This is a genomic window from Modestobacter sp. DSM 44400, assembly GCF_900107175.1.
Lineage (GTDB): Bacteria > Actinomycetota > Actinomycetes > Mycobacteriales > Geodermatophilaceae > Modestobacter.
Map to the genome: position 1 here is coordinate 101817 of NZ_FNOZ01000004.1, position 19959 is coordinate 121775.

At 74.0% G+C, this 19959-nt stretch carries 23 protein-coding genes; 12 read left to right on the top strand and 11 right to left on the bottom strand.

Annotation, left to right across the window (positions count from 1 at the left end):
* The first annotated feature begins 36 nt into the window (after nt 1-36).
* On the top strand, nt 37-615 hold the full coding sequence (locus tag BLW04_RS04745) for a GNAT family N-acetyltransferase (RefSeq protein WP_217630843.1): 579 nt from the start codon (nt 37-39) through the stop codon (nt 613-615).
* On the opposite strand, the gene BLW04_RS04750 is transcribed toward BLW04_RS04745, so the two are convergent.
* Genes BLW04_RS04750 through BLW04_RS04760 form a run of 3 tightly spaced genes read right to left on the bottom strand, consistent with a single transcriptional unit; the run spans nt 599 to nt 2982 of the window.
* Nucleotides 599-991: a type II toxin-antitoxin system VapC family toxin gene (locus BLW04_RS04750; RefSeq protein WP_091537628.1), complete on the bottom strand. Its 393-nt coding sequence runs from the start codon at nt 989-991 to the stop codon at nt 599-601. The genes BLW04_RS04745 and BLW04_RS04750 overlap by 17 nt on opposite strands.
* Entirely contained in the window at nt 988-1263 is a 276-nt protein-coding gene (locus tag BLW04_RS04755) for a type II toxin-antitoxin system Phd/YefM family antitoxin (protein WP_091537629.1), read from the bottom strand. Before BLW04_RS04755 ends, BLW04_RS04750 begins: the two co-directional genes overlap by 4 nt.
* A gap of 33 nt (nt 1264-1296) precedes the next feature.
* Complete coding sequence (locus BLW04_RS04760; protein ID WP_091537630.1) at nt 1297-2982, bottom strand: DNA repair helicase XPB; 1686 nt, start codon at nt 2980-2982, stop codon at nt 1297-1299.
* A gap of 220 nt (nt 2983-3202) precedes the next feature.
* Between BLW04_RS04760 and BLW04_RS04765 the strand changes: the two genes are divergently transcribed.
* Nucleotides 3203-3835: a class I SAM-dependent methyltransferase gene (locus BLW04_RS04765; protein ID WP_256375463.1), complete on the top strand. Its 633-nt coding sequence runs from the start codon at nt 3203-3205 to the stop codon at nt 3833-3835.
* Nucleotides 3836-3860: 25 nt separating this feature from the next.
* Here the strand turns inward: BLW04_RS04765 and BLW04_RS04770 are convergent, their stop codons facing one another.
* Both BLW04_RS04770 and BLW04_RS04775 read right to left on the bottom strand, forming a co-directional pair.
* Nucleotides 3861-5141, bottom strand: coding sequence for an SAM-dependent methyltransferase (locus tag BLW04_RS04770; RefSeq protein WP_091537632.1), 1281 nt, complete (start codon nt 5139-5141; stop codon nt 3861-3863).
* Between the two features lie 135 nt (nt 5142-5276).
* Nucleotides 5277-7541, bottom strand: a complete 2265-nt coding sequence (locus tag BLW04_RS04775; RefSeq protein ID WP_091537694.1) for a helicase C-terminal domain-containing protein — start codon at nt 7539-7541, stop codon at nt 5277-5279.
* Nucleotides 7542-7623: 82 nt separating this feature from the next.
* Here BLW04_RS04775 and BLW04_RS04780 point away from each other — a divergent pair, with 82 nt between their 5' ends.
* The 3 genes from BLW04_RS04780 (at nt 7624) to BLW04_RS04790 (ending at nt 10219) form a co-directional block, all read left to right on the top strand.
* Nucleotides 7624-8145: a hypothetical protein gene (locus BLW04_RS04780; RefSeq protein ID WP_091537633.1), complete on the top strand. Its 522-nt coding sequence runs from the start codon at nt 7624-7626 to the stop codon at nt 8143-8145.
* 117 nt (nt 8146-8262) lie between these two features.
* On the top strand, nt 8263-8484 hold the full coding sequence (locus tag BLW04_RS04785; RefSeq protein WP_091537634.1) for a hypothetical protein: 222 nt from the start codon (nt 8263-8265) through the stop codon (nt 8482-8484).
* A 76-nt stretch (nt 8485-8560) separates the two neighbouring features.
* The gene (locus BLW04_RS04790; RefSeq protein WP_091537635.1) at nt 8561-10219 is read left to right on the top strand and encodes an AMP-binding protein; all 1659 of its coding nucleotides are present in this window, start codon (nt 8561-8563) and stop codon (nt 10217-10219) included.
* 3 nt (nt 10220-10222) lie between these two features.
* Here BLW04_RS04790 and BLW04_RS04795 read toward each other — a convergent pair whose 3' ends face one another.
* Genes BLW04_RS04795 through BLW04_RS04805 form a run of 3 tightly spaced genes read right to left on the bottom strand, consistent with a single transcriptional unit; the run spans nt 10223 to nt 11305 of the window.
* Entirely contained in the window at nt 10223-10546 is a 324-nt protein-coding gene (locus BLW04_RS04795; protein ID WP_139306730.1) for a hypothetical protein, read from the bottom strand.
* 58 nt (nt 10547-10604) lie between these two features.
* On the bottom strand, nt 10605-10940 hold the full coding sequence (locus tag BLW04_RS04800; RefSeq protein WP_091537637.1) for a hypothetical protein: 336 nt from the start codon (nt 10938-10940) through the stop codon (nt 10605-10607).
* A complete protein-coding gene (locus tag BLW04_RS04805) occupies nt 10937-11305 on the bottom strand; it encodes a YidH family protein (protein ID WP_091537638.1) in 369 nt (122 codons plus the stop codon). Before BLW04_RS04805 ends, BLW04_RS04800 begins: the two co-directional genes overlap by 4 nt.
* Nucleotides 11306-11352: 47 nt before the next feature.
* Between BLW04_RS04805 and BLW04_RS29460 the strand changes: the two genes are divergently transcribed.
* Entirely contained in the window at nt 11353-11844 is a 492-nt protein-coding gene (locus tag BLW04_RS29460; protein ID WP_371327770.1) for a cold-shock protein, read from the top strand.
* Nucleotides 11845-12002: 158 nt separating this feature from the next.
* Here BLW04_RS29460 and BLW04_RS04815 read toward each other — a convergent pair whose 3' ends face one another.
* Nucleotides 12003-12497, bottom strand: a complete 495-nt coding sequence (locus BLW04_RS04815; protein WP_254781058.1) for a DUF2771 family protein — start codon at nt 12495-12497, stop codon at nt 12003-12005.
* Nucleotides 12494-13843 (bottom strand): MFS transporter, encoded by a 1350-nt coding sequence (locus BLW04_RS04820; protein WP_254781059.1) that lies wholly within the window; start codon nt 13841-13843, stop codon nt 12494-12496. Before BLW04_RS04820 ends, BLW04_RS04815 begins: the two co-directional genes overlap by 4 nt.
* 304 nt (nt 13844-14147) lie before the next feature.
* Here BLW04_RS04820 and BLW04_RS04825 point away from each other — a divergent pair, with 304 nt between their 5' ends.
* Nucleotides 14148-14978 carry a DUF3027 domain-containing protein gene (locus BLW04_RS04825; RefSeq protein WP_091537640.1) on the top strand — a complete coding sequence of 277 codons (831 nt, stop codon included), beginning with the start codon at nt 14148-14150 and terminating at the stop codon, nt 14976-14978.
* A gap of 93 nt (nt 14979-15071) precedes the next feature.
* Here the strand turns inward: BLW04_RS04825 and BLW04_RS04830 are convergent, their stop codons facing one another.
* The gene (locus tag BLW04_RS04830; protein WP_091537641.1) at nt 15072-15281 is read right to left on the bottom strand and encodes a DUF2530 domain-containing protein; all 210 of its coding nucleotides are present in this window, start codon (nt 15279-15281) and stop codon (nt 15072-15074) included.
* A 150-nt stretch (nt 15282-15431) separates the two neighbouring features.
* Between BLW04_RS04830 and BLW04_RS04835 the strand changes: the two genes are divergently transcribed.
* The 5 genes from BLW04_RS04835 (at nt 15432) to thpR (ending at nt 19959) form a co-directional block, all read left to right on the top strand.
* Entirely contained in the window at nt 15432-16994 is a 1563-nt protein-coding gene (locus BLW04_RS04835) for an NCS2 family permease (protein WP_091537642.1), read from the top strand.
* A gap of 51 nt (nt 16995-17045) precedes the next feature.
* Nucleotides 17046-17480 (top strand): MarR family winged helix-turn-helix transcriptional regulator, encoded by a 435-nt coding sequence (locus tag BLW04_RS04840; protein ID WP_091537697.1) that lies wholly within the window; start codon nt 17046-17048, stop codon nt 17478-17480.
* A complete protein-coding gene (locus tag BLW04_RS04845) occupies nt 17477-18880 on the top strand; it encodes an MFS transporter (protein WP_254781060.1) in 1404 nt (467 codons plus the stop codon). Before BLW04_RS04840 ends, BLW04_RS04845 begins: the two co-directional genes overlap by 4 nt.
* A 63-nt stretch (nt 18881-18943) precedes the next feature.
* A complete protein-coding gene (locus tag BLW04_RS25690; RefSeq protein WP_139306731.1) occupies nt 18944-19351 on the top strand; it encodes a hypothetical protein in 408 nt (135 codons plus the stop codon).
* A 23-nt stretch (nt 19352-19374) separates the two neighbouring features.
* On the top strand, nt 19375-19959 hold the full coding sequence (gene thpR / locus BLW04_RS04850) for an RNA 2',3'-cyclic phosphodiesterase (RefSeq protein WP_256375464.1): 585 nt from the start codon (nt 19375-19377) through the stop codon (nt 19957-19959).

The window sequence follows — 19959 nt, forward strand, 5'->3', positions numbered from 1 at the left end:
CGGGCCGGTCGGTCGACCCGCTGCCGGACTCCCGGGGTGACCGTGCGCTCCGGGGCGTCCTTGCGCTGGTACACCGCCCCGGGCGAGGTGGCCGGTCCGCTGCGACAGGCCCTCACGGTCTGCTGGCGGGACGTGGCCAACGCCGGCGGCGCGGTCGGCTTCGCCGAGCTGCTCCCGGTCACCGATGACGACGTCGCGCCCGCGGTCGACGGCGTCGTCGCAGCTCTCGACCCGCGGCTCGGGCGGCTGTTGGTGGCCGAGCGGGACGGCGCGCTGGCCGGCTGGCTGGTGCTCACCGGCAACGCGAACCCGGTTCTGGCGCACTGGGGCCGGGTGACCCGGGTGCAGACCGCACTGGCTGCGCGCGGCACCGGTGTCGCACGGGCCCTGATGACCGAGGTCCACCGGGCTGCGCACGACCTCGGGCTCGAACTGCTCCGCCTGGAGGTACGCGGCGGGATGGGACTCGAGGACTTCTACGCCCGGTTCGGCTGGACGGTGGCGGGGCCGGTGGCCCGGGGCGCTGCAGGTCACCCCGGGCGACCGGCGCGACGAGGTGCTGATGTCCCTCGATCTCCGCCGCTGACCCCGTCCGCCGTCACGAGGGGCGGGTGACGGGGAGCCCTGCGTCGACGGCGGCCCCGGCCAGTCGGTGGTCGTAGACCACGAAGGCCTCCAGCTCCGGGCCCAGGATCGTGGCCGTCGCCAGATGGATCGCGTCCAGACTGCGCAGCGAGGACGGACCCGCTCCCGCTGCCAGCTCCAGCAGATCCGTCGTCACGGGCACCAAGTAGAGGCCGGCGAGCAACGCCCGGGCGGTCGGTACTGCGCCCGGCTCCAGCCGGGCGACCGCCCGAACCACCTCCACGCGAACCAGGTCGCTGGCCACGACGGTGAGTTCTGTCCGGGCCGACAGCCAGGCCTCGAGCGCGTCGGACTCGGGCTCGGCGAGAACGAGCTTCGCCAGCGCCGAGGAATCGAGCTGGATCACAGCCGCTCGGCGCGAAGCTCGTCCAGGACCGTCCCGCTGTCCGGACTGCCGGCGGGGGGCTGGACTCGCCGTGGGAACCGGAACGGCGCGCTCGCCGGAACGAGGCGCCCCTCGGCGATGAGCCGCTCGCGGGCGGTGGTAGCAGGGGATGGCGGGACGAGCACCGCGACCAACTCGCCGCGCTCCGTGACCTCGACCGTCTCGCCCGCCTTGACCAGAGCGAGGTAGGCGCTCGCATTCTGCCGGAGTTCACGGACGCCGATCCTGGTCATAGGGTCACCGTAGCACGTCAAGTGCTACCACGGTCAGTCGGCGGGCTCGTCCACCCAGTCCGGGCCGTTGACCTCGCCGGGCCCGGCCAGGTCGGCGGCGTCCACGATCGTGTACGCGTAGCCCTGCTCGGCGAGGAAGCGCTGCCGGTGGGCGGCGTACTCGCTGTCCAGGGTGTCCCGGCTGACGACGGTGTAGAAGTGCGCCTGCCGTCCGTCGGCCTTGGGGCGCAGCACCCGGCCCAGGCGCTGGGCCTCCTCCTGCCGCGAGCCGAACGTCCCCGACACCTGGACGGCGACCGCGGCCTCCGGCAGGTCGATGGAGAAGTTGGCCACCTTGGACACCACGAGGGTGCGGATCTCGCCGGTGCGGAAGGCCTGATACAGCCGCTCGCGCTCCTTGTTGGTCGTCGATCCCTGGATGACCGGGGCGTCGAGCGCGGCGCCGAGCTCTTCGAGTTGGTCGAGGTAGGCGCCGATCACCAGCGACGGCTCGTCGGGGTGGCGCTCCAGCACCCGGCGGATCACCGGCAGCTTCGACTGCGCGGTGGCGGCGATCCGGTAGCGCTCCTCGGGTTCGGCGACCGCGTAGGTCATCCGTTCCTCGTCGTCGAGGGAGACCCGCACCTCGATGCACTCGGCCGGCGCGATGTAGCCCTGCGCCTCGATGTCCCGCCACGGTGCGTCGTACCGCTTCGGGCCGATGAGGGAGAAGACGTCGTCCTCGCGCCCGTCCTCGCGCACCAGCGTGGCGGTCAGGCCGAGCCGGCGGCGGGACTGCAGGTCGGCGGTCAGCCGGAAGATCGGCGCCGGCAGCAGGTGCACCTCGTCGTAAATGATCAGGCCCCAGTCCTGGGCGTCGAAGAGGTCCAGGTGCCGGTACTCGCCCTTCCGGCGGGTGGTGATCACCTGGTAGGTCGCGATGGTGACCGGCCGGATCTCCTTGCGCTCCCCGGAGTACTCGCCGATCTCCTCCTCGGTCAGCGTCGTGCGGGCGATGAGCTCGCGCTTCCACTGCCGGCCGGCAACGGTGTTGGTGACCAGGATCAGCGTGGTGGCCTTGGCCTCGGCCATCGCCGCGGCACCGACCAAAGTCTTGCCCGCACCACAGGGCAGCACGACCACGCCCGAGCCACCGGCCCAGAAGCCGTCGACGGCCTGCTGCTGGTAGTCGCGCAGATGCCAGTCTGCCTGGTCGAGCTCGATCTGGTGGGCCTGCCCGTCGACGTAGCCCGCGAGGTCCTCGGCCGGCCAGCCGATCTTCAGCAGCGCCTGCTTGAGCCGGCCGCGCTCGGAGGGGTGCACGACGACGGAGTCGGTGTCGATCCGTGCGCCGAGCATCGGACCCACCCGCTTGCTGCGGACGACCTCCTCGAGCACGGCGCGGTCGGTGCTGCTCAGCACCAGGCCGTGCACCGGGTTGTTGGCCAGGGTCAGCCGGCCGTAGCGGTCCATCGTGTCGGCGATGTCGACCAGCAGCGCGTGCGGCACGGGGTAGCGCGAGTAGCGCACCAGTGCATCGACGACCTGCTCCGCGTCGTGCCCGGCGGCGCGCGCGTTCCACAGCGCCAGCGGGGTGACCCGGTAGGTGTGCACGTGCTCGGGGGAGCGTTCCAGCTCCGCGAACGGCGCGATCGCCGCGCGACACTCCTTGGAGAGCGGGTGGTCGACCTCGAGCAGCAGGGTCTTGTCCGACTGGACGATCAGGGGGCCGTCGCTCACGCGCATCCTTCGCTTGGGGGCTTCGGCGCAGCTCCGCGCCGGACTCTCCACGGTAACGCGGGACGGCGACAGTCCCTTCCGGCTGCAACCCGCGTGACGCGCCCGGAAGGCTGACAGGTTCTATACCGGCATCGTTGCGGAGCTCTACCAGCCGCTGAAGTCCACCGCGCAGGACGCCGCGCCCTATGCCGACTTCATCGCGCGGCACGGCGAGTCGGCCCTGGAACTCGGCTGCGGGGACGGCGAGCCACTGCTCGACCTGCGCCGTCGGGGTTTGGACGTCGAGGGCGTCGACTCGTCGGCCGACATGCTCGACCGCTGCCGGAGGGCGGTCGCTGACGCCGGGCTCGACGTCGTCCTGCACCACCAGCGGATGGAGGAGCTGAACCTGCCGCGCCGGTACTCCTCGATCTTCCTGGCTGGCCCGACCTTCATCCTGCTGCCGGACGACACCACCGCGCTGCGTTCCTTGCGCGGCATCCGGGCACACCTGGCTGACGACGGTGCCGCGCTGGTGCCGCTGTTCGTCCCCGCGCCGACACCGGAGCACCGGTTCGGCGAGATGCACGAGGCGCTGGCCGCAGAGGGCGCCCTGCTGCGGTTCTCCCTGCGCTCCGAGGAGCGTGACGAGGGCAGTCGGACGCGGCGCGCGGAGCTCCGGTACGAGCGGCACGCGGGAACCGACCGCACCGTCGTCGACCGCACCTGGACGCTGCACCGGCACACGCAGAACGGGTTCCGGCGGCTGGTGACCGCGGCCGGACTGCGCACCGAGGCGGTGCAGGACGCCGCCGGGCGACCCGCGGCCGACGACGCCACGGCGTTCGCCTTCCTGCTGCGGGCCGCCGGCTGACCGCAGGCCGTCGTCCCGGCCCGGGTCACACCCAGTCGGTGCGCCGCAGCGGCGGCTCCTCGCCGCCCGGCTTGCGCAGCAGCACCTGGTTCACGCCCATGTTCCCGGCCTCGAAGGCCAGCGCGCAGGCGGCCATGTACAGCCGCCAGACCCGGGCCCGGCCCTCGCTGGTCAGCTCGACGGCGGCATCCCAGTCCTCCTCCAGTCGCTGCACCCAGGCCCGCAGAGTCAGGGCGTAGTGCCGACGCAGCGCCTCCACGTCGAGCACCTCGAGCCCGCCGCCCTCCAGCCGGCCGACCATCTCGCCGATGCTGAGCAGCTCGCCGTCCGGAAAGACGTAGCGGGCGATGAAGGTGTCGGGGTTCCACGTCGCCTCGCCGTCGTTCCAGGCGATCGCGTGGTTGAGCAGCCGGCCACCGGGGCGCAGGAGCGCGGTGAGCCGGGCGACGTACTCGGGCATCTGCGCCCGCCCGACGTGCTCGGCCATGCCGATGGAACTGATCGCGTCGAAGGGCCCGTCGTCCACGGCGCGGTAGTCCTGCACCCGGATGTCGACCTTGTCGGTCAGCCCGGCCTCGGCCACCCGCTTGCGGGCCATCCGGGCCTGCTCCTCCGACAGCGTGATGCCCACGACCGTCACGCCGTAGCGCTGCGCGGCGTGGATCGCCATGCTGCCCCAGCCGCAGCCGACGTCCAGCAGTCGGGCGCCGGGGATGAGCCCGAGCTTGCGGCAGACCAGGTCGAGCTTGGCCTCCTGGGCGGCCTCCAGTCCGGCGTCCGGGGACTCCCAGACCGCGCAGGAGTAGACCATCGAGGGCCCGAGCACCAGGGAGTAGAAGTCGTTGCCGACGTCGTAGTGGTGGGCGATCGCCGCGGCGTCCCGGGAGCGGGAGTGTCGGCCCCCGGCCCGGCCGAGGTCGGCCTCCTCCGCCGGCGGCACCGGCTCGGGGCCGATCGCGCCCAGGCGCAGTGCGGTGCCGACCAGCCCGAGCCGCTCGCGCAGCGTGGGGGCGGCCATCGGCCCGGTCTCGGACAGCCGGCCGACGGAGCTCACCGCAGAGAAGGTGGCGAAGACGTCGTCCTCGACGTCGATCTCGCCGGCGACGTAGGCCCGGCCCAGCCCGAGCTGCCCGGGCGACCACACCAGCCGCCGCAACGCCCGCCGGGACCGGACGGCCACCACCGGGGCTCCCGGAGGGCCGGCGAGGGAGCCATCCCAGCCGCGCAGCCGCAGGGGAAGCTCCGAGGTGCCCAGGACGGCGCCGAGCGCCGTCGCCAACCGGTCCGCGACCGTCTGCCGTGCCATGTCCGCCCACCCCGTCCAGGTCAGCCAGTGCGCGACCCTGAGGGCGACGGTGACCGGGTCAGGCGCTGGTTGCGAAAATCAACTACGTCCGCCCCAAGTCTGGCGGATGGTTGATCATTCCCGGTAGCGGGGTGTTCAGGAGCTCGCGGCGCGTCCCGGTTCGTCGTCCTCGACGACGGCGACCGAGGTGATGCGGTGAACGGCGAAGGTGCGGCTCTCCCCGCGGCCCTCGTCGAACCCCTGCAGGAAGCCGCCCATCAGCGACACCGGCTGCACGATCCGCTGGCTCCCGCTGCCCTGGGCGTCGACGTAGCCCAGCCAGATCGGCAACCCGTCGCGGACGGCGCGGGTGAGCAGCTCCAGGGTGTTGGCGGTGGTGACCCCGGGGACCTGGCGCACCGGGTCGGTGCGGCGCGCGGCCAGCGCCGCGTCGCCGGCCCGGATCTCCCGGACGGTCGCTGCGACGTCGTCCCGGGCCAGCGGGCGCGGCCCGGACACCGGCGCCGCGCCCGGCCGGCGGCCCACCGCCCGGGGCCGGGCCGGAGGACGGGTGAGGACGGCGCCCCCCGCGGACTCACCGGCCGGGGCGTACCCGGCCGACCGCAGCACGCTGAGCACCTCGTCGGCCGGCAGGCCGCTGACGAGCACGCCCGGAGCCAGCCGGCGCAGCTCCGCGTGGGCGGTGCGCCGGTCGTTGACCACCTGGGAGAGCAGCCCGTGGTCGTCGGAGCGGACGTAGCACTCGATCGCACCCACCCGGAGCCGACCGTGCTGACGAGCGACGTCGTCGACGAGGTAGTCCAGCGCCTGTGGCACCGGGGTGCGGGAGGCGCGGGTGAAGAAGTCGTGCAGGTCGGTGGCCGACCAGCCGTTGTCCAGCGCGCGGCGGATGCTGCCGTCGGTCACCCGGTAGACCGTGGCCCCGCCGGAGGACTCGACATCGGCCAGCACGGCCAGCGAGCCGGCCAACTCGGCGACGAGCGGGCCGGGGGCGATCAGCGACAGGTCGGGTTGGGCGAGCACGTGGTCGACCGGGGCGGGCAGCAGGTCGCGCATGCTCATCGCGGCGCCGTCCGCACCGCTGCGCAGCAGCCCGCGGCCGCCGCTGCCCAGCACGCCCTGGACGACGATGCCCAGCCGTTCGGCCTCCGCCAGCAGCGCCGGCACCGGCGCCAGCCGGTCGGCCCGCCGCGGGGTGCGCCAGCGCAGCAGCGCGACGAGCTCGTCGGCGCGCAACCCGGTGCCGACCGGGTACTCGGCCAGCACCGCCAGGGCCGAGCCGCGCAGCGCCGGGGCGCTCTGCCGCACGACGTCGGGGGAGAGCACGTTGACCGCCTTGCCGGCGATGTCGCGCTGGCCCACCAGCGAGATGAGCCGGACGCTGGTCAGCCAGCACTCGGCCAGCACCGCCCACCGGTCGGGGAGGTCCTGCTCGCGCCAGGCGTCGTACTCGCGGGTGGGCAGCCACTCGTCGCGATGCGCACCGCCGACGTCCAGCAGGCCGGCGCAGTGCGCCAGCTCCGCCAGAAAGGCGATGTCTGCCTCGCTCACCTTGAGGTCGCGGGCCAGCCGCTTCTGGTCGCGGACGCCGAGCCCGCCGCTGCGCAGCAGGCCGGCCGGCTCTTCCTCCAGCGCGGTGAGGACGTCGGCCACCCGGCCCAGCACCTCCAGCGCCGCGCCGGCCGCCTGCTGGTCGACCGTCGCCCGGTCCCGCCGGCTGACCTCGGCGTCCGGGCGCAGCCGCGGGGGCCCGTAGGGCTGATCGCCGCGCAGGGCCAGGCCGATCTCGCGGGGGAGCTCGACGTTGACCGCGTCGATGCGGGTCAGCAGGCCGCGCTGCAGCAGCCGGCGGGCCGGGGTGAGCGGGCCGTTGCCGGTGTCGGGCAGGTGACCGAGCGGCCGGTCGCCGGCCAACCGCTCGAGGACCGTGCGCTCCTCGGTGTCCAGCCCGTCGAGGGCGGCGGGCAGGTCGCGGGGGAGCGTGATCCGCAGGTCGACCGCCCGGCGGCCGAGCCCCGCCGGGTAACGGACCGACCGACGCACCTGGTCAGGGGCGTGCAGCTCGTCATCGCCCCACAGCAGCGCGCGGGTGGTCAGCGCCTCGACCGCGGCGTCCAGGACACCGGCGGGCACGCCCGGGAGCAGCGCGGGCAGGTCGGCGCGGGCCACGCCGTCGGTGGGGGCGAGCAGGACGACGTCGAGCACCTGGAGGGTGGCGGCGTCCAGTTCGTCGAGCGCGCGGTCGACCGACACCGGAACCGCCAGGCGGGTGGCCAGCGCGACGACGTCCGACGGTGCGGGACGGGCGACGTCGGGGCGGGCGACCAGCAGCGCGCCCAACTGCTCGTCGGAGCGGGTGCGCAGCCAGGCGGCCAGCGTGGCGGGCGGGTCGGCAGGCATCCGGTCCACGTTACGTCGCCGCGCTGCGAGGGCGCTGCTGAGGCGGGAAGGCGCGCACTCACTTCTCTGCGACCATTCCCCCGTGCCCGCCCTCGACGACCCGCAGACCCGCGCCGCGCTGGCCGCGCTCCGGGTGGGTGCGCTGCGCTGGCTCGGGGGCGGGGTGGTCGCCGTCGTCCTCGGGGCGCTGCTGACCGTGGCCGCCGTCCGGATCGCCCGGGATAGTGGAGAGCCGCTCCCCGGCGTCGGGCTCGCGGTGGTCGCCCTGGTCTTCGGCGGCCTGGCCGCCGCCGTCGTCGGGCTGGGCTCGCTGCTGCGCGCCCGCCGCTGGACCGCGGCGCTGTCGGGCACCTCCTGGCGGCTCGGCCGGCTGCGGGTGGCCGGCGCGGCCGCGCTGGCGATCGAGCCGCTCGGCTTCGACGAGCTGAGCGACGTGCCGCTGCGTGTGCAGCTCCTGTCCACCGCCGTCTGGCGGACCCGCGCGGTACAGCGGCTGGCCGAGGCCACCGTCTCCTACGCCCCGGTCTCGGCCCGGGAGTGGGTGCTCACCGCCGACGGCGCCGGCACCGTCTTCGGGGCCCGGACGGCCGGTCGGAAGCGCTGACCGCAACTCGCGGACGACACGGTCTGGTGGACATCGCGCGTGCCTGGTGGACTGCACGGGAAGATGGACGCCGATGCGCCCCGGCGGACCGGGCAGCGCGCGGCAACTGGAGGCGACATGGCAAAGCGCAAGGACAAGCACGCTCACCTGGTCGAGCCCACCTGGGGCGAGTCCGAGGGTGGCGGCCCGCCGCTGACCGAACTGGTCAGCGAGATGGCCGGTGGGCCCTCGCCGTTCGGCGAGGATCACGCCTTTCCGCTCCCGCCGGACAAGCTGCGCTACGCCCACCCGACCGACAAGCCCAACCGGGCCGGCCTGATGGCGGGCGAGGGCGCGTGAGCGCGAAGACGACGCCCTCGCGAACATCGCAGGGAGCGCCAGCAACCGAGGAGCGGAACGAGGGCGGAGTCGAGCAATGAGCAAGGCCCCCGCGCTGCCGTCCTACAGCAGCGGAACCTCCACCGTGCCGCTGCTCGGCGACACGATCGGGGCGAATCTCGACCGGACGGCGGCGCGGGTGGGCGACCACGAGGCGCTGGTCGAGTGCTCCACCGGCCGCCGCTGGAGCTATCCCGAGCTGGTCGCCGAGGTCGACGCATGCGCGCTGGGCCTCGATGCGCTCGGTGTCGGCAAGGGCGACCGGGTCGGCATCTGGGCACCGAACTGCGCCGAGTGGGTCTTCGTCCAGTACGGGACGGCGAAGCTCGGCGCGGTGATGGTCAACATCAACCCCGCCTACCGCACACACGAACTCGGGTTCGTGCTGCGTCAGGCCGGCATCTCGCTGCTCGTGGCCGCCCCGGCTCACCGGACCAGCGACTACCGGGCGATGGTCGACGAGGTGCGCGGCGAGTGCCCCGAGCTGCGCACGGTGGTCTACCTCGGCGAGCCGGAGTGGCAGCAGCTGTTGGAGACCGGCCGCGCCGGCGACCGGGCCCGGCTGGCCGAGCGGGAGACCCAGCTGTCGGCCGACGACCCGATCAACATCCAGTACACGTCAGGGACGACGGGTTTCCCCAAGGGCGCCACGCTCACCCACCACAATTTGCTCAACAACGGGTTCTTCGTGGGCGAGGGCTGCGGCTACACCGAGGCCGACCGGGTGTGCATCCCGGTGCCCTTCTACCACTGCTTCGGCATGGGCATGGGCAACATCGGCTGCACCTCGCACGGCGCGACGATGGTCATCCCGGCCCCGGCCTTCGACCCGGTCGCGACCCTGCGGGCGGTGCAGGAGGAGCGGTGCACGTCGCTCTACGGCGTCCCGACGATGTTCATCGCCGAACTCGCGCTGCCCGACTTCGCCTCCTACGACCTGTCCAGCCTGCGCACCGGGATCATGGCCGGCTCATCGTGCCCGGTGGAAGTGATGAAGCGGGTGGTCGACGAGATGGGCATGGCGGAGGTGGCCATCTGCTACGGCATGACCGAGACCTCGCCGGTGTCCACCCAGACCGGCGCGGACGACGACCTTGATCGCCGCACCGCCACGGTCGGTCGGGTGCACCCGCACCTGGAAGTGAAGGTCGTCGATCCCGGCACCGGCCTGACAGTTCCGCGGGGAGAGACCGGTGAGTTCTGCACCCGCGGCTACTCGGTGATGCTGGGCTACTGGCAGGAACCGGAGAAGACCGCCGAGGTGCTCGACGCCGCGCGCTGGATGCACACCGGCGACCTGGCGGTGATGGACGAGGAGGGCTACCTCAACATCGTCGGGCGGATCAAGGACATGGTCATCCGCGGCGGGGAGAACCTCTACCCGCGGGAGATCGAGGAGTTCCTCTACACCCACCCCGACGTCGTCGACGCGCAGGTGATCGGCGTCCCCGACGAGCGGTACGGTGAGGAGCTGATGGCCTGGGTCCGGCTGCGTGAGGGCGCCGAGCCGATGACCGCCGAGTCGTTGCGCACCTGGTGCGCAGGCAAGCTGGCGCACTACAAGGTCCCGCGTTACGTCAAGGTCGTCGAGGCCTTCCCGATGACGGTCACCGGCAAGGTGCGCAAGATCGAGATGCGCGAGGTCGCCGTCGGAGAGCTGGGGCTGCAATCGGCGGCCGCGCACCGCTTCGCCTGAGGGTCAGATCTTCGCCCTGGCGCAGCCCGGGGCGAGCGTCGTGATCGCCTTGGACAGCAGGTTGCCGACCAGCACACAGACCACCGCGGCGAGCACCGCGTTGATCGTCTCGGCGATCTTCGGGTCCGCAGGGGTGAACAGGTCCTTGGTGAACCAGCCCAGCGAGTCGCGCACCCCCGAGGTGAACTCGACCAGCGGGTTCGTGGGGTTGGCCGCGAAGAACGTGAAGGCGGCGTAGACCACGATCAACCCGGCCACGAGCGAGGGCACCAGCCGGACGGCGGCGGCGAGCGGGGTCAGCAGCGAGGACGCAGCGCTGCGGATCATGGGGGCATCGTGCACCGGCGTGTGGCCCGGCACCAACGTCCCGGCGTCCGGGTGGATCTCAGCCCAGCCGCGCCAGCAGGTCGGCGCCGAGGGCACACACGGCGGCCAGCACGACCAGGCCGGTGCCCATCGCGGCGGTGCGCGGCGCGTGCCCCGGGCCGCCGGTCGTCGCCGCCCGCTGGCTGGAGCGCCGCCGGCGCGGGGTGAGCACGCCCAGCACGGTGAGGCCGGCGCCGGCGACCACGACCGTCGGGACGACGAGCACCAGTTCGCCCTGTGCGGCGGCGAGCCGCGCCAGCAGCCCGGCGACCAGCAGCACGCCCAGCCCGGTGCGTTGCCAGGCCAGCGCGGTACGGGCCGGCTGGGTCTCCCCGCCGCCCCGCGGCGCGCTCATCCGCGCAACACCTCGGCCACGACCAGCACCAGCAGCGCCAGCACCAGGACGGCGACCAGCCCGGTCACCCAGGCCGCGGCGGCGCTGACCGGCAGCGGCTGGTCCGCGACGATGGCCCGCTCGTTGCGCACGTAGCGGCGGTGGCCGGCCAGTGCGGTGACCAGCCCGCCCAGCAACAGGCCCACCGAGACGACCGGTCCACCGCCCGGGATCCCGAGATCGGGGACGAACTGGGTCATCGCCACCCCACCGGCGACCAGGGCCAGCGCGGTGCGCAGCCACGCCAGCAGGGTGCGCTCGTTGGCCAGACTGAACCGGTAGTCCGGGTGCGGCGGGTGCGCGGGCGGGCCCGCCGGGGAGGACACCGCGTCAGCGTAGGTGTCCGCGGTGAAGCCCAGGCCCGGCAGCGGTCGTGCCGACTAACCTGGGGAGTGCGGCGACTGCGGGGGTTCCCCGGGTCGCCGCCGTCTCGGGCCACCCCGGTCCGGGGGTGGACGACGAGTGCGACCGAGGGATCAACGTGCCCAGCGGCAAGGTGAAGTGGTTCAACGCGGAGAAGGGCTTCGGCTTCCTCGCCCACGACGGCGGCCCTGACGTGTTCGTGCACAGGGACGCCCTGCCGGCCGGGACCGCCGAGCTGAAGCCGGGTCAGCGGGTGGAGTTCGGCATCGTCCAGGGCCGTCGCGGTGACCAGGCGCTGCAGGTGCAGGTGCTGGACCCGCTGCCCTCGGCGGTCGCCGCCACCCGCAAGAAGCCCGACGACCTGGTGCCGATCATCGAGGACCTGATCAAGCTGCTGGACGGCGTCTCCGAGGGTCTGCGCCACGGCCGGCACCCCGACAAGCAGATGGCCCGCAAGGTCGGCTCGGTGCTGCGCGCCGTCGCCGCCGACCTGGAGGGTTGAGAAAGGACCTCCCTGCCCCCCACCGCTCGCAGGCTCGCGGCGGGACCCTGCAGGGAGGCCGCCTGCCCGCCACCGCTCGCAGGCTCGCGGCGGGACCCTGCAGGGAGGCCGCCGTCCTGCCCACCCCTCGCAGGCTCGGGGCGGACCCGGGACGGGGCCTACGGGCTGGTGCCCGTGGGAGTCCCGCCCCCGGCCCGGATGAAGCCCACCGGCCATGCCCCGGCCAGGCCGTTGCACGCGTCGGCGTCGCTGTCCTGGACGACGACCAGGTAGAAGGCCGATGGGGCGACGTCGGAGGTGTTGACCCCGTCGAACGCCGTGGTGTCCGGGTCGACCTCGACCTCGCCGATCCGCTCCTTCAGCTTGTCGTCGAACACCTGCACGGCCCAGCCCGCCGCGGCCACCGCGTCGGACACGGTGAGGGTGATCGGGCTGTCCGGCGGGGCCTCGAGGATCGGCGGAGTGGTGTCGTAGCGCTGCCCGTCGCCGTTCAGGCAGTACTGCGTCGGGTCGACGTCCACGGTCTGGTCGCCCACCTGGACGGTCACCGTCGGCGCGCCGGCCTCCGCGTCGTCCCCGGAGCCGCAGCCGCCGAGTGCGACGAGGCCGCCCAGCAGCACGACCCCGGCCAGCCCGCGTCCGGTCCCGGTCACGCCCACCCCTCTTCCTCCTCGCGTGCCCGCCGGTCCGCCGCCGCGGCGGCGCGGTGCCGGCCCGCCAGGGTCACGCCCACGGCGAGCACCAGCAGCGCCGCCGCCACGGTGAACCCCAGCCAGCCGATGGTCGGCAGGGCGATGCCCAGCACACCGCCGACGACCCAGGCCAGCTGGAGCGCCGTCTCGGAGCGGGCGAACGCAGATGCCCGCAGCAAATCGGACACCTCTCGCTGGATGATCGCATCCAGCGAGATCTTGCCCAGCGCGTTGGCCACTGCCGACACCCCGGCGACCACGGCGGCCATCGGGAAGCTGTAGAGCGCCGCCGCCGCGACGGTCACCACGGCGGCACCGCCGGCCGACACCAGCACGACGGTGTCGGGGCTGACCGACTGCAGCCGCGAACCGACGGCGGTGCCGCCGAAGCTGCCCACGCCGGCCGCTGCGGCGATTCCCCCGAGCGCCGCGGTCGCCTCCCAGCCGTCGGCGACGGTGGCCTGCACCAGGAACGCGGAGAAGATGGTCAGGAAACCGCTGAGCCCACGCAGCGCCGCGGTCGCCCGCAACGCGGTGGCAACGTGCGGGCCGGCCGGCCGTCGGCGACGGCCTACCGTCGGGATCTCGGCGGTGGTGAAGACGTCGGCCGGCGCCTCGCCCACCGAGACGTCGACGTGCGCGGGCAGCCGGACGGCGAGCACGGTCGCGGTGGCGAACAGGGTGGCGGCGGCGCCGAGCTCCCATTCGAACCCGAGCACCGCTGCGAGGCCGGCGCCCAGCGCGCCCAGCACCGCGCCGGCGGCCAGGCCGAACACCGACAGCCGGGCGTTGGCCGAGGTGAGCGACAGCGCCCGGGGCAGCACGCGCGGAACCACCGCGGCGCGGAGCACGCTGAACCCCTTGGACAGCACCGGGACGCCGAGCGCCGCCGGGTACAGCGCCAGATCGTCGAAGTGGACGGCCATGAGCACCGCCAGCAGCGCCCGCCCGGCCAGGCTCGCGGCCAGCGCCCACCGCCGGCCGCGCTGCAGCCGGTCCAGCGCCGGGCCGATCACCGGCGCGAGCACGGCGAACGGCGCCATGGTGACCAGCAGGTACAGGGCGACGTTGCCGCGTTGGGCGTCGGCGGGGGCGGCGAAGAAGAGCGTGCCGGCGAGCGACACGGCGATCATCGCGTCCCCGGCCGTGTGCAGAGCATTGACCCATACCAGCCCGGACAGCCCGCTCCCGCCGGCGCCGTCCGCCCGGCTGGCCGCCCGCACCCGGCGGACGGCGGCGCTGGTGAGCTCCCGGGTGCGGGCGGCCGCGACCCGGGTGACGGTGGGCGTGCGGGGTCTCGCACTCACGGCGGTGACAGCGGGCGGCACCGGATCTGCGGGCACCAAGGGCGGGACGGTCGGCACCCCGGCGAGCCTCGGGCTGTCGTCGCCGGGCGGTTGGGCGCCGGCGACCGGCAGCGGCCGGGTCCGGGGCCGCCGGACCCCCAGCGGCCGGGTCTCCGTCCCGGCCGCGGGGGCGCCCGGGGACCGGCGGGAGAGGCGGGGCCGCCGCCGTCCGCGCGGACCTGTGGACGGGCTCACCGGCCCATCGTGCCGCACCGCCGGGACGGGGGTGGGCGCGCCGGCGGGGTCATCCGGGACACTGGAGTGCGTGTCCGACTCCCTGCACGCTGCTGCGCACGGCTCCACCCCGGACGACGTCCTGGCTGCGGCCGTCGAACTGGCCCGCGCCGCCGCCGTCGACGTGGCCGGGGAGCCGGCCGGGGTGGGGGACCACCAGGGGGTGACCGCCGAGCCGCTGGCCGACGACTTCGGGTTCGCGGCGGCGCTTCCGGCCGAGCAGTTCGGCGCGGTGGCCACGCACTCCTTCGCCGCCGCGCTGCCGGGCTACGTCGGTTGGCACTGGGCGGTCACCGTCGCCCGGGTACCCGGCGAGGACACCGTCACCGTCGACGAGGTCGTGCTGCTGCCCGGCGAGCAGGCGCTGCTGGCCCCGTCCTGGGTGCCCTGGCACGAGCGGCTGCGCCCCGGCGACCTGTCGGTGGGCGATGTCCTCCCCGCCACCGAGGACGACCCGCGGCTGGTGCCGGCCTACCTGGCCGACGACGACTCCGCCGACGACCCGGCCGGCCGGGTGGTCGCCCAGGAGATCGGCATCGGGCGCGAGCGGGTGCTGTCGGTCGAGGGCCGCGCCGAGGCGGTCGAGCGGTGGCGGGACGGCGACTTCGGGCCGGCCTCGGCCATGGCCCGGCATGCCCCCGCCCCGTGCGCGACCTGCGGGTTCTTCCTGCCGCTGGCCGGCTCCCTGCGGATGTCCATGGGCGCCTGCAGCAACGTCTACTCCCCGGCGGACGGGCGCGTCGTGACCGCCGACTACGGCTGCGGGGCGCACAGCCAGGCCAGCCTGGAGAACCCGGGTGAGCCGCCGGCCGAGGTCGTGACCTCCGCGCGCTACGACACCGCCGACTTCGACGTGCTCTGACCCGCCCCCAGGCATAGGAAGCTCTACACCCAGTTTTGACCTCGAAAACGGGTGTAAAGCTTCCTATGCCTACACCCCGGGATCAGGCGACGGTCAGCGCTGGCCCTGCCGACGCATGATCAGCAGCCCCAGGCCGGCGAGGGCGATGGCGGCCACGCAGGTCCAGGTCCACACCGTGTCGACGCGGTCGCCGAGGACGAGCAGTACCCCCAGGGCGAGGGCCCACAGCACGACGCCGGCCTGCACCACCCGGGCGGTGTCGACCTGCAGCGGCGGGGGAGACGGGCGGGACGGCGCGGGCACGCCCCGACCTTAGGACGCCGCCGGGCGCCGGCGGGCCCTGCACCCCGCCACCGTGTGGCACGCTGTCGCCGCTCACAGCCGTCTGCGCGGTCGGTCCGGCGTGCTCAGTGCACGCCGGCACCGCCCATCCGCCGTTCCGGGGGTCCACCCATGCCCGAGAAGTCCCGTCCCAGCGGCCGCAAGCCGGGGGGGCGCACCGGCTCCACCGCGGTCGCACCGAGCGCGCCGGCGGCCCCGACAGCGGGCACCGTGGACGAGGTCGTCGCCCCGCCGCGGCGCAGCCCCGGCCCGACGGTGCGCCCCAAGAACGGTCTGGACCGGTACTTCGAGGTCACCGCCCGCCGCTCCTCCCTGGGCCGCGAGCTGCGGGGCGGGCTCACCACGTTCTTCACGATGGCCTACATCGTGGTGCTCAACCCGATCATCCTGTCCGGCGCCGACATCACCGGCGCCACGCTGCCCTTCGCCTCGGTCGCGGCGGTGACCGCGCTGGTCGCCGGAGTGCTGACCATCGCGATGGGCATCGTCGGGCGGTACCCCCTGGCCCTGGCGGCCGGGCTGGGCATCAACGCGATCGTCGCGGTCTTCGCCGCCACCCAGCTCACCTGGCCCGAGATCATGGGCCTGGTCGTGCTGGAAGGGCTCCTCATCACCGTGCTGGTGCTCACCGGCTTCCGCCGGGCGGTGTTCACCGCCATCCCGGCGCAGCTGAAGACGGCGATCGCCGTGGGCATCGGCTTCTTCCTGACCATCATCGGGCTGGCCGACGCCGGCATCATCCGCCCGGGCACCCCGCTGATCGGGTTCGGTGTGGCCGGCCAGCTCGCCGGCTGGCCGATGCTCACCTTCGTCGTCGGCCTGCTGGTCACCAGCGTGCTCGTGGTGCGCAAGGTCCGGGGCGCGCTGCTCATCGGCATCGTCGTCACGACCGTGTTCGCCATCATCGTGGAGGCCATCGCGGACATCGGGCCCCGCATCGGCGCCGACGGCGCGGAGGCCGACGCGCACGGCTGGGCGCTGCAGGTGCCGACCTGGCCGGGGCAGGTCTTCGACGTCCCCGACCTGTCGCTGATCGGGCACTTCTCGCTGTTCGGCGGCTTCTCCCGGATCGGCGTCCTCGCCGCCGTCCTCATCATCTTCTCGATCATGATCGCCGACTTCTTCGACACCGTGGGCACGATCACCGCGGTGGGCGCCGAGGGCAACCTGCTCGACGAGGACCGCAACCTGCCCCGCTCCCAGCCGGTGCTGCTGGTCGACTCGCTGGCCGCCGCCGCGGGCGGAGCGAGCAGCATCTCGTCGAACACGACCTACATCGAGAGCGCCGCCGGGGTGGGCGACGGCGCCCGCACCGGGCTGGCCAGCGTGGTCACCGGTGTGCTGTTCCTGATCGCCACGTTCTTCACCCCGCTGGTCCAGGTCGTGCCGTCGGAGGCAGCGGCGCCGGTGCTGGTCATCGTCGGCGCGATGATGATCGGCCAGATCCGCGACCTGGAGTGGGGCGACATGTCGCTGGTCATCCCCGCCTTCCTCACCATTGCGCTGATGCCGTTCACCTACTCGATCACCAACGGCATCGGCGCCGGGGTGGTCACCTTCGTGCTGCTCCGCGCGGCGGTCGGGCGGGCCCGGGAGGTCCATCCGCTGATGTGGGTGGTGGCGGTGGTCTTCGTCGTCTACTTCGCCCTCGAGCCGCTGCAACAGCTGCTCTGACGGCGTCCGGAAAGTCCTTAGGCATGCTTCGTATCGGTTAGAGTGGTCGCCGTGGCTCGGACGACGCTGGACACCGCGGCGCTGGCCCACGACCTCCGGCTGGCCGTCATGCGGTTCTCCCGCCGGCTGCGCAACCAGCGGGTCGACACCACCGTCACGCTGACCCACCTCGCGGCGCTGTCGACGCTCAAGCGGCACGGCGCCATGAGCCCCGGTGAGCTCGCGGCGCACGAGCGCGTCCAGCCGCCCTCGATGACCCGCGTCGTCGTGGCCCTGGAGTCCCGGGGTCTGGTCACCCGCACACCGCACCCCACCGACGGGCGGCAGGTGGTCATCGACCTCACCCCGGCGGCCGAGGAGCTGCTCAGCGAGGAGGTGCGGGCCCGCGAGGCGTGGCTGTCCGGCCAGCTGCAGGAGCTGAGCGCCGAGGAGCGGGCCGTGCTGCGGGAGGCCGCGACGATCATGGAGAAGCTCGCCGGTGGGTGACGCACACGCCTGACGCCGACGCACCGCACCGGACGGCGATGTTCGGTGCCCTCCGGGTGCGCAACTTCCGCCTGTACGTGTCGGCGAACCTGATCAGCCAGGTCGGCACGTGGATGCAGCGCATCGGCCAGGACTGGCTGGTGCTGCAGCTGTCCGGCGACAGCGGGGTGGCGCTGGGCATCACCACGGCGCTGCAGTTCGGGCCGACGCTGCTGTTCAGCTTCTACGGCGGGGTGCTGGCCGACCGGTACGACAAGCGCCGGGTGCTGGTCCTCACCCAGGTGGTGATGGGCGTGCTGGCGCTGGCCCTCGGGCTGCTGGTCACCACCGACGGCATCGCGCTGTGGCACGTCTATGTGTTCGCGGCCGCGCTCGGCGTGGTGGCCTCGCTGGACACCCCGGCCCGGCAGTCCTTCGTCTCGGAGATGGTCGGTCCGGAGTACCTGGCCAACGCGGTCAGCCTGAACTCCACCGCCTTCAACGCCGCGCGCCTGATCGGCCCGGCGGTCGCCGGAGCGATCATCGCCGTCTCGGGCGGCAGCACCGCGCCGGCCTTCCTGGTCAACGCGGCCAGCTTCGGCTTCACCATCGCCTCGCTGCTGGGCATGCGGGCCGGGGAGCTGCGGCCCAGCACGCGGGTGGCCCGGGCCGGTGGGCAGCTGCGCGCCGCGCTGGTCTACACCCGCCAGCACCCGGACCTGCAGTTGGCGATGCTGCTGGCCTTCACGATCGGCACCTTCGGGTTCAACTCCCAGATCACCATCGCCCTGATGGCCCGGGAGGTCTTCGGGCTGGGCGCCGGGGCCTTCGGCCTGCTGTCGACCTGTTACGCGATCGGCTCGCTGTCCGGCGCATTGCTGTCCACCCGGCGCAGCGCCCGCCCCTTGCAGCGGTTCCTGATCGTCTCGGCGGTGGTCTTCGGAGTGTTGCTGGTGATCAGCGGGCTGATGGGCAACTACTACGCCTTCGCCGTCATGCTGGTGCCCACCGGCGCCGCGGCACTGGTGTTCAGCGTGGCCTGCAACAGCTTCGTCCAGCTGGGCGTCGAGCCGCAGATGCGCGGGCGGATCCTGGCGCTGTACTTCATGGCCTTCATGGGCGGCACGCCGGTGGGCGCCCCGATGATCGGCTGGGTGTCCGAGCGGTTCGGCGCGCCGTGGGGCCTGATCGGGGGCGGGCTGGTCTGCATCGTGGTCGCGGCGGGGGCCGGTGCGGTGCTCTCCCGCGGGCGTGGGGTGCGAGTGGAGGTGCACGTCGTCCCGCCCAGCGTGCAGCTGCACGTGGCGGCGGCGATGGGATCGGTGCCGGCCCAGGCACCGCCCGAGCGGGTCGCCGGGCTGGCCGAGGAGGCCGACGGCGAGGTGCCCGGCGAGCAGGTGGCCGGCGGTCCCGCCCGCTGAGCTGGCGGACGAGACCCCGCGGGGCGTTGGCAACCGGCCGGTCGCGGGGCTAGCGTCGGGGCCGTGCCCCTGAACGGGTCGGTGTCCCCGGACGGCGCCCTGGTGCGCCTGGCCGTGATCACGGCGGTCCCGGTCGTCGTCTTCGGTGCGGTGAGCCTGCTCACCCGGTGGCTGTCCGGGCCGCATGCGCTCCGCCGTCGGCACGCCGGGCCGGCCGTTCCGACCCGCCGCCCGCTCGAACTGGTCGCCGCGGACGTGCGCCGGCTGGCCCGTGAGCTCGCGATGGTGCCCAGCGGCACCCCGGTGGCTCGCCGGCGTGGCCTGCTCGCCGCTTACGACGACGTGCTGTGCGAGGCCGCCGCCGCGCTGGAGGTGCCCGAACACCTGGCCGACGTGCCCCTGGCCGGGCGCGAGGTGGAGCGGATCCGGCTGCTCGCCGCGCTCCGGTCGGCCGGTCTGGTGACCGACTGAGCGAGCCGGACACCGGTGGCCGGCTGTTCCTCGCCGTCGACCCGCCGCCGGCGGCCGTCGCCGCCCTCGACGCCGCGCTGGCGCCGCTGCGGGGTGCGCCCGGTGCGCCGCGCTGGACGCCGCCGGAACGGTGGCACCTCACCCTGCTGTTCCTGGGCGACGTGCCCGCCCCAGACGTCGGACCGTTGTGCGCCGCCGTGGCCCCGGCAGTCGCCGCTGACCCGCCGATGACGCTGCAGCTGGCGGGCGGCGGCCGGTTCGGGTCGCGACGCCGTCCGGCCGTCTGCTGGGCCGGCGTGACCGGAGACGTCGATGAACTGACCGCACTGGCCGGCCGGCTGGCCGGAGCGGCCCGCACCGTCGGGCTGTCCGTGGAGGACCGGCCCTTCCGCGCGCACCTCACGCTGGGCCGGTGGCGGGCCGGGCAGCCGGCCGACGGCGACCTGTGCGACCGGCTCGCCGGCACCGCGGGGCCGACGTGGCCGGTCAGCGAGGTCGTGCTGTGGCGCAGCCACCTCGGACCGGCCCCGCGCTACGACCGGGTGTCCGCCTGGCCGTTGAAGGACCCCCTTCTCCCCACCCCTCGCAAGCTCGGGGCGGGACCCTGA

What these genes read in the sequence shown, in the direction of transcription:
- BLW04_RS04755 (WP_091537629.1), bottom strand. Translation starts at nt 1,263, where the DNA reads ATGACCAGGATCGGCGTCCGTGAACTCCGGCAGAATGCGAGCGCCTAC.
- BLW04_RS04835 (WP_091537642.1), top strand. Translation starts at nt 15,432, where the DNA reads ATGCCCGAGAAGTCCCGTCCCAGCGGCCGCAAGCCGGGGGGGCGCACC.
- BLW04_RS04785 (WP_091537634.1), top strand. Translation starts at nt 8,263, where the DNA reads ATGGCAAAGCGCAAGGACAAGCACGCTCACCTGGTCGAGCCCACCTGG.
- BLW04_RS04770 (WP_091537632.1), bottom strand. Translation starts at nt 5,141, where the DNA reads ATGGCACGGCAGACGGTCGCGGACCGGTTGGCGACGGCGCTCGGCGCC.
- BLW04_RS04775 (WP_091537694.1), bottom strand. Translation starts at nt 7,541, where the DNA reads ATGCCTGCCGACCCGCCCGCCACGCTGGCCGCCTGGCTGCGCACCCGC.
- BLW04_RS04795 (WP_139306730.1), bottom strand. Translation starts at nt 10,546, where the DNA reads ATGATCCGCAGCGCTGCGTCCTCGCTGCTGACCCCGCTCGCCGCCGCC.
- BLW04_RS04800 (WP_091537637.1), bottom strand. Translation starts at nt 10,940, where the DNA reads ATGAGCGCGCCGCGGGGCGGCGGGGAGACCCAGCCGGCCCGTACCGCG.
- BLW04_RS04790 (WP_091537635.1), top strand. Translation starts at nt 8,561, where the DNA reads ATGAGCAAGGCCCCCGCGCTGCCGTCCTACAGCAGCGGAACCTCCACC.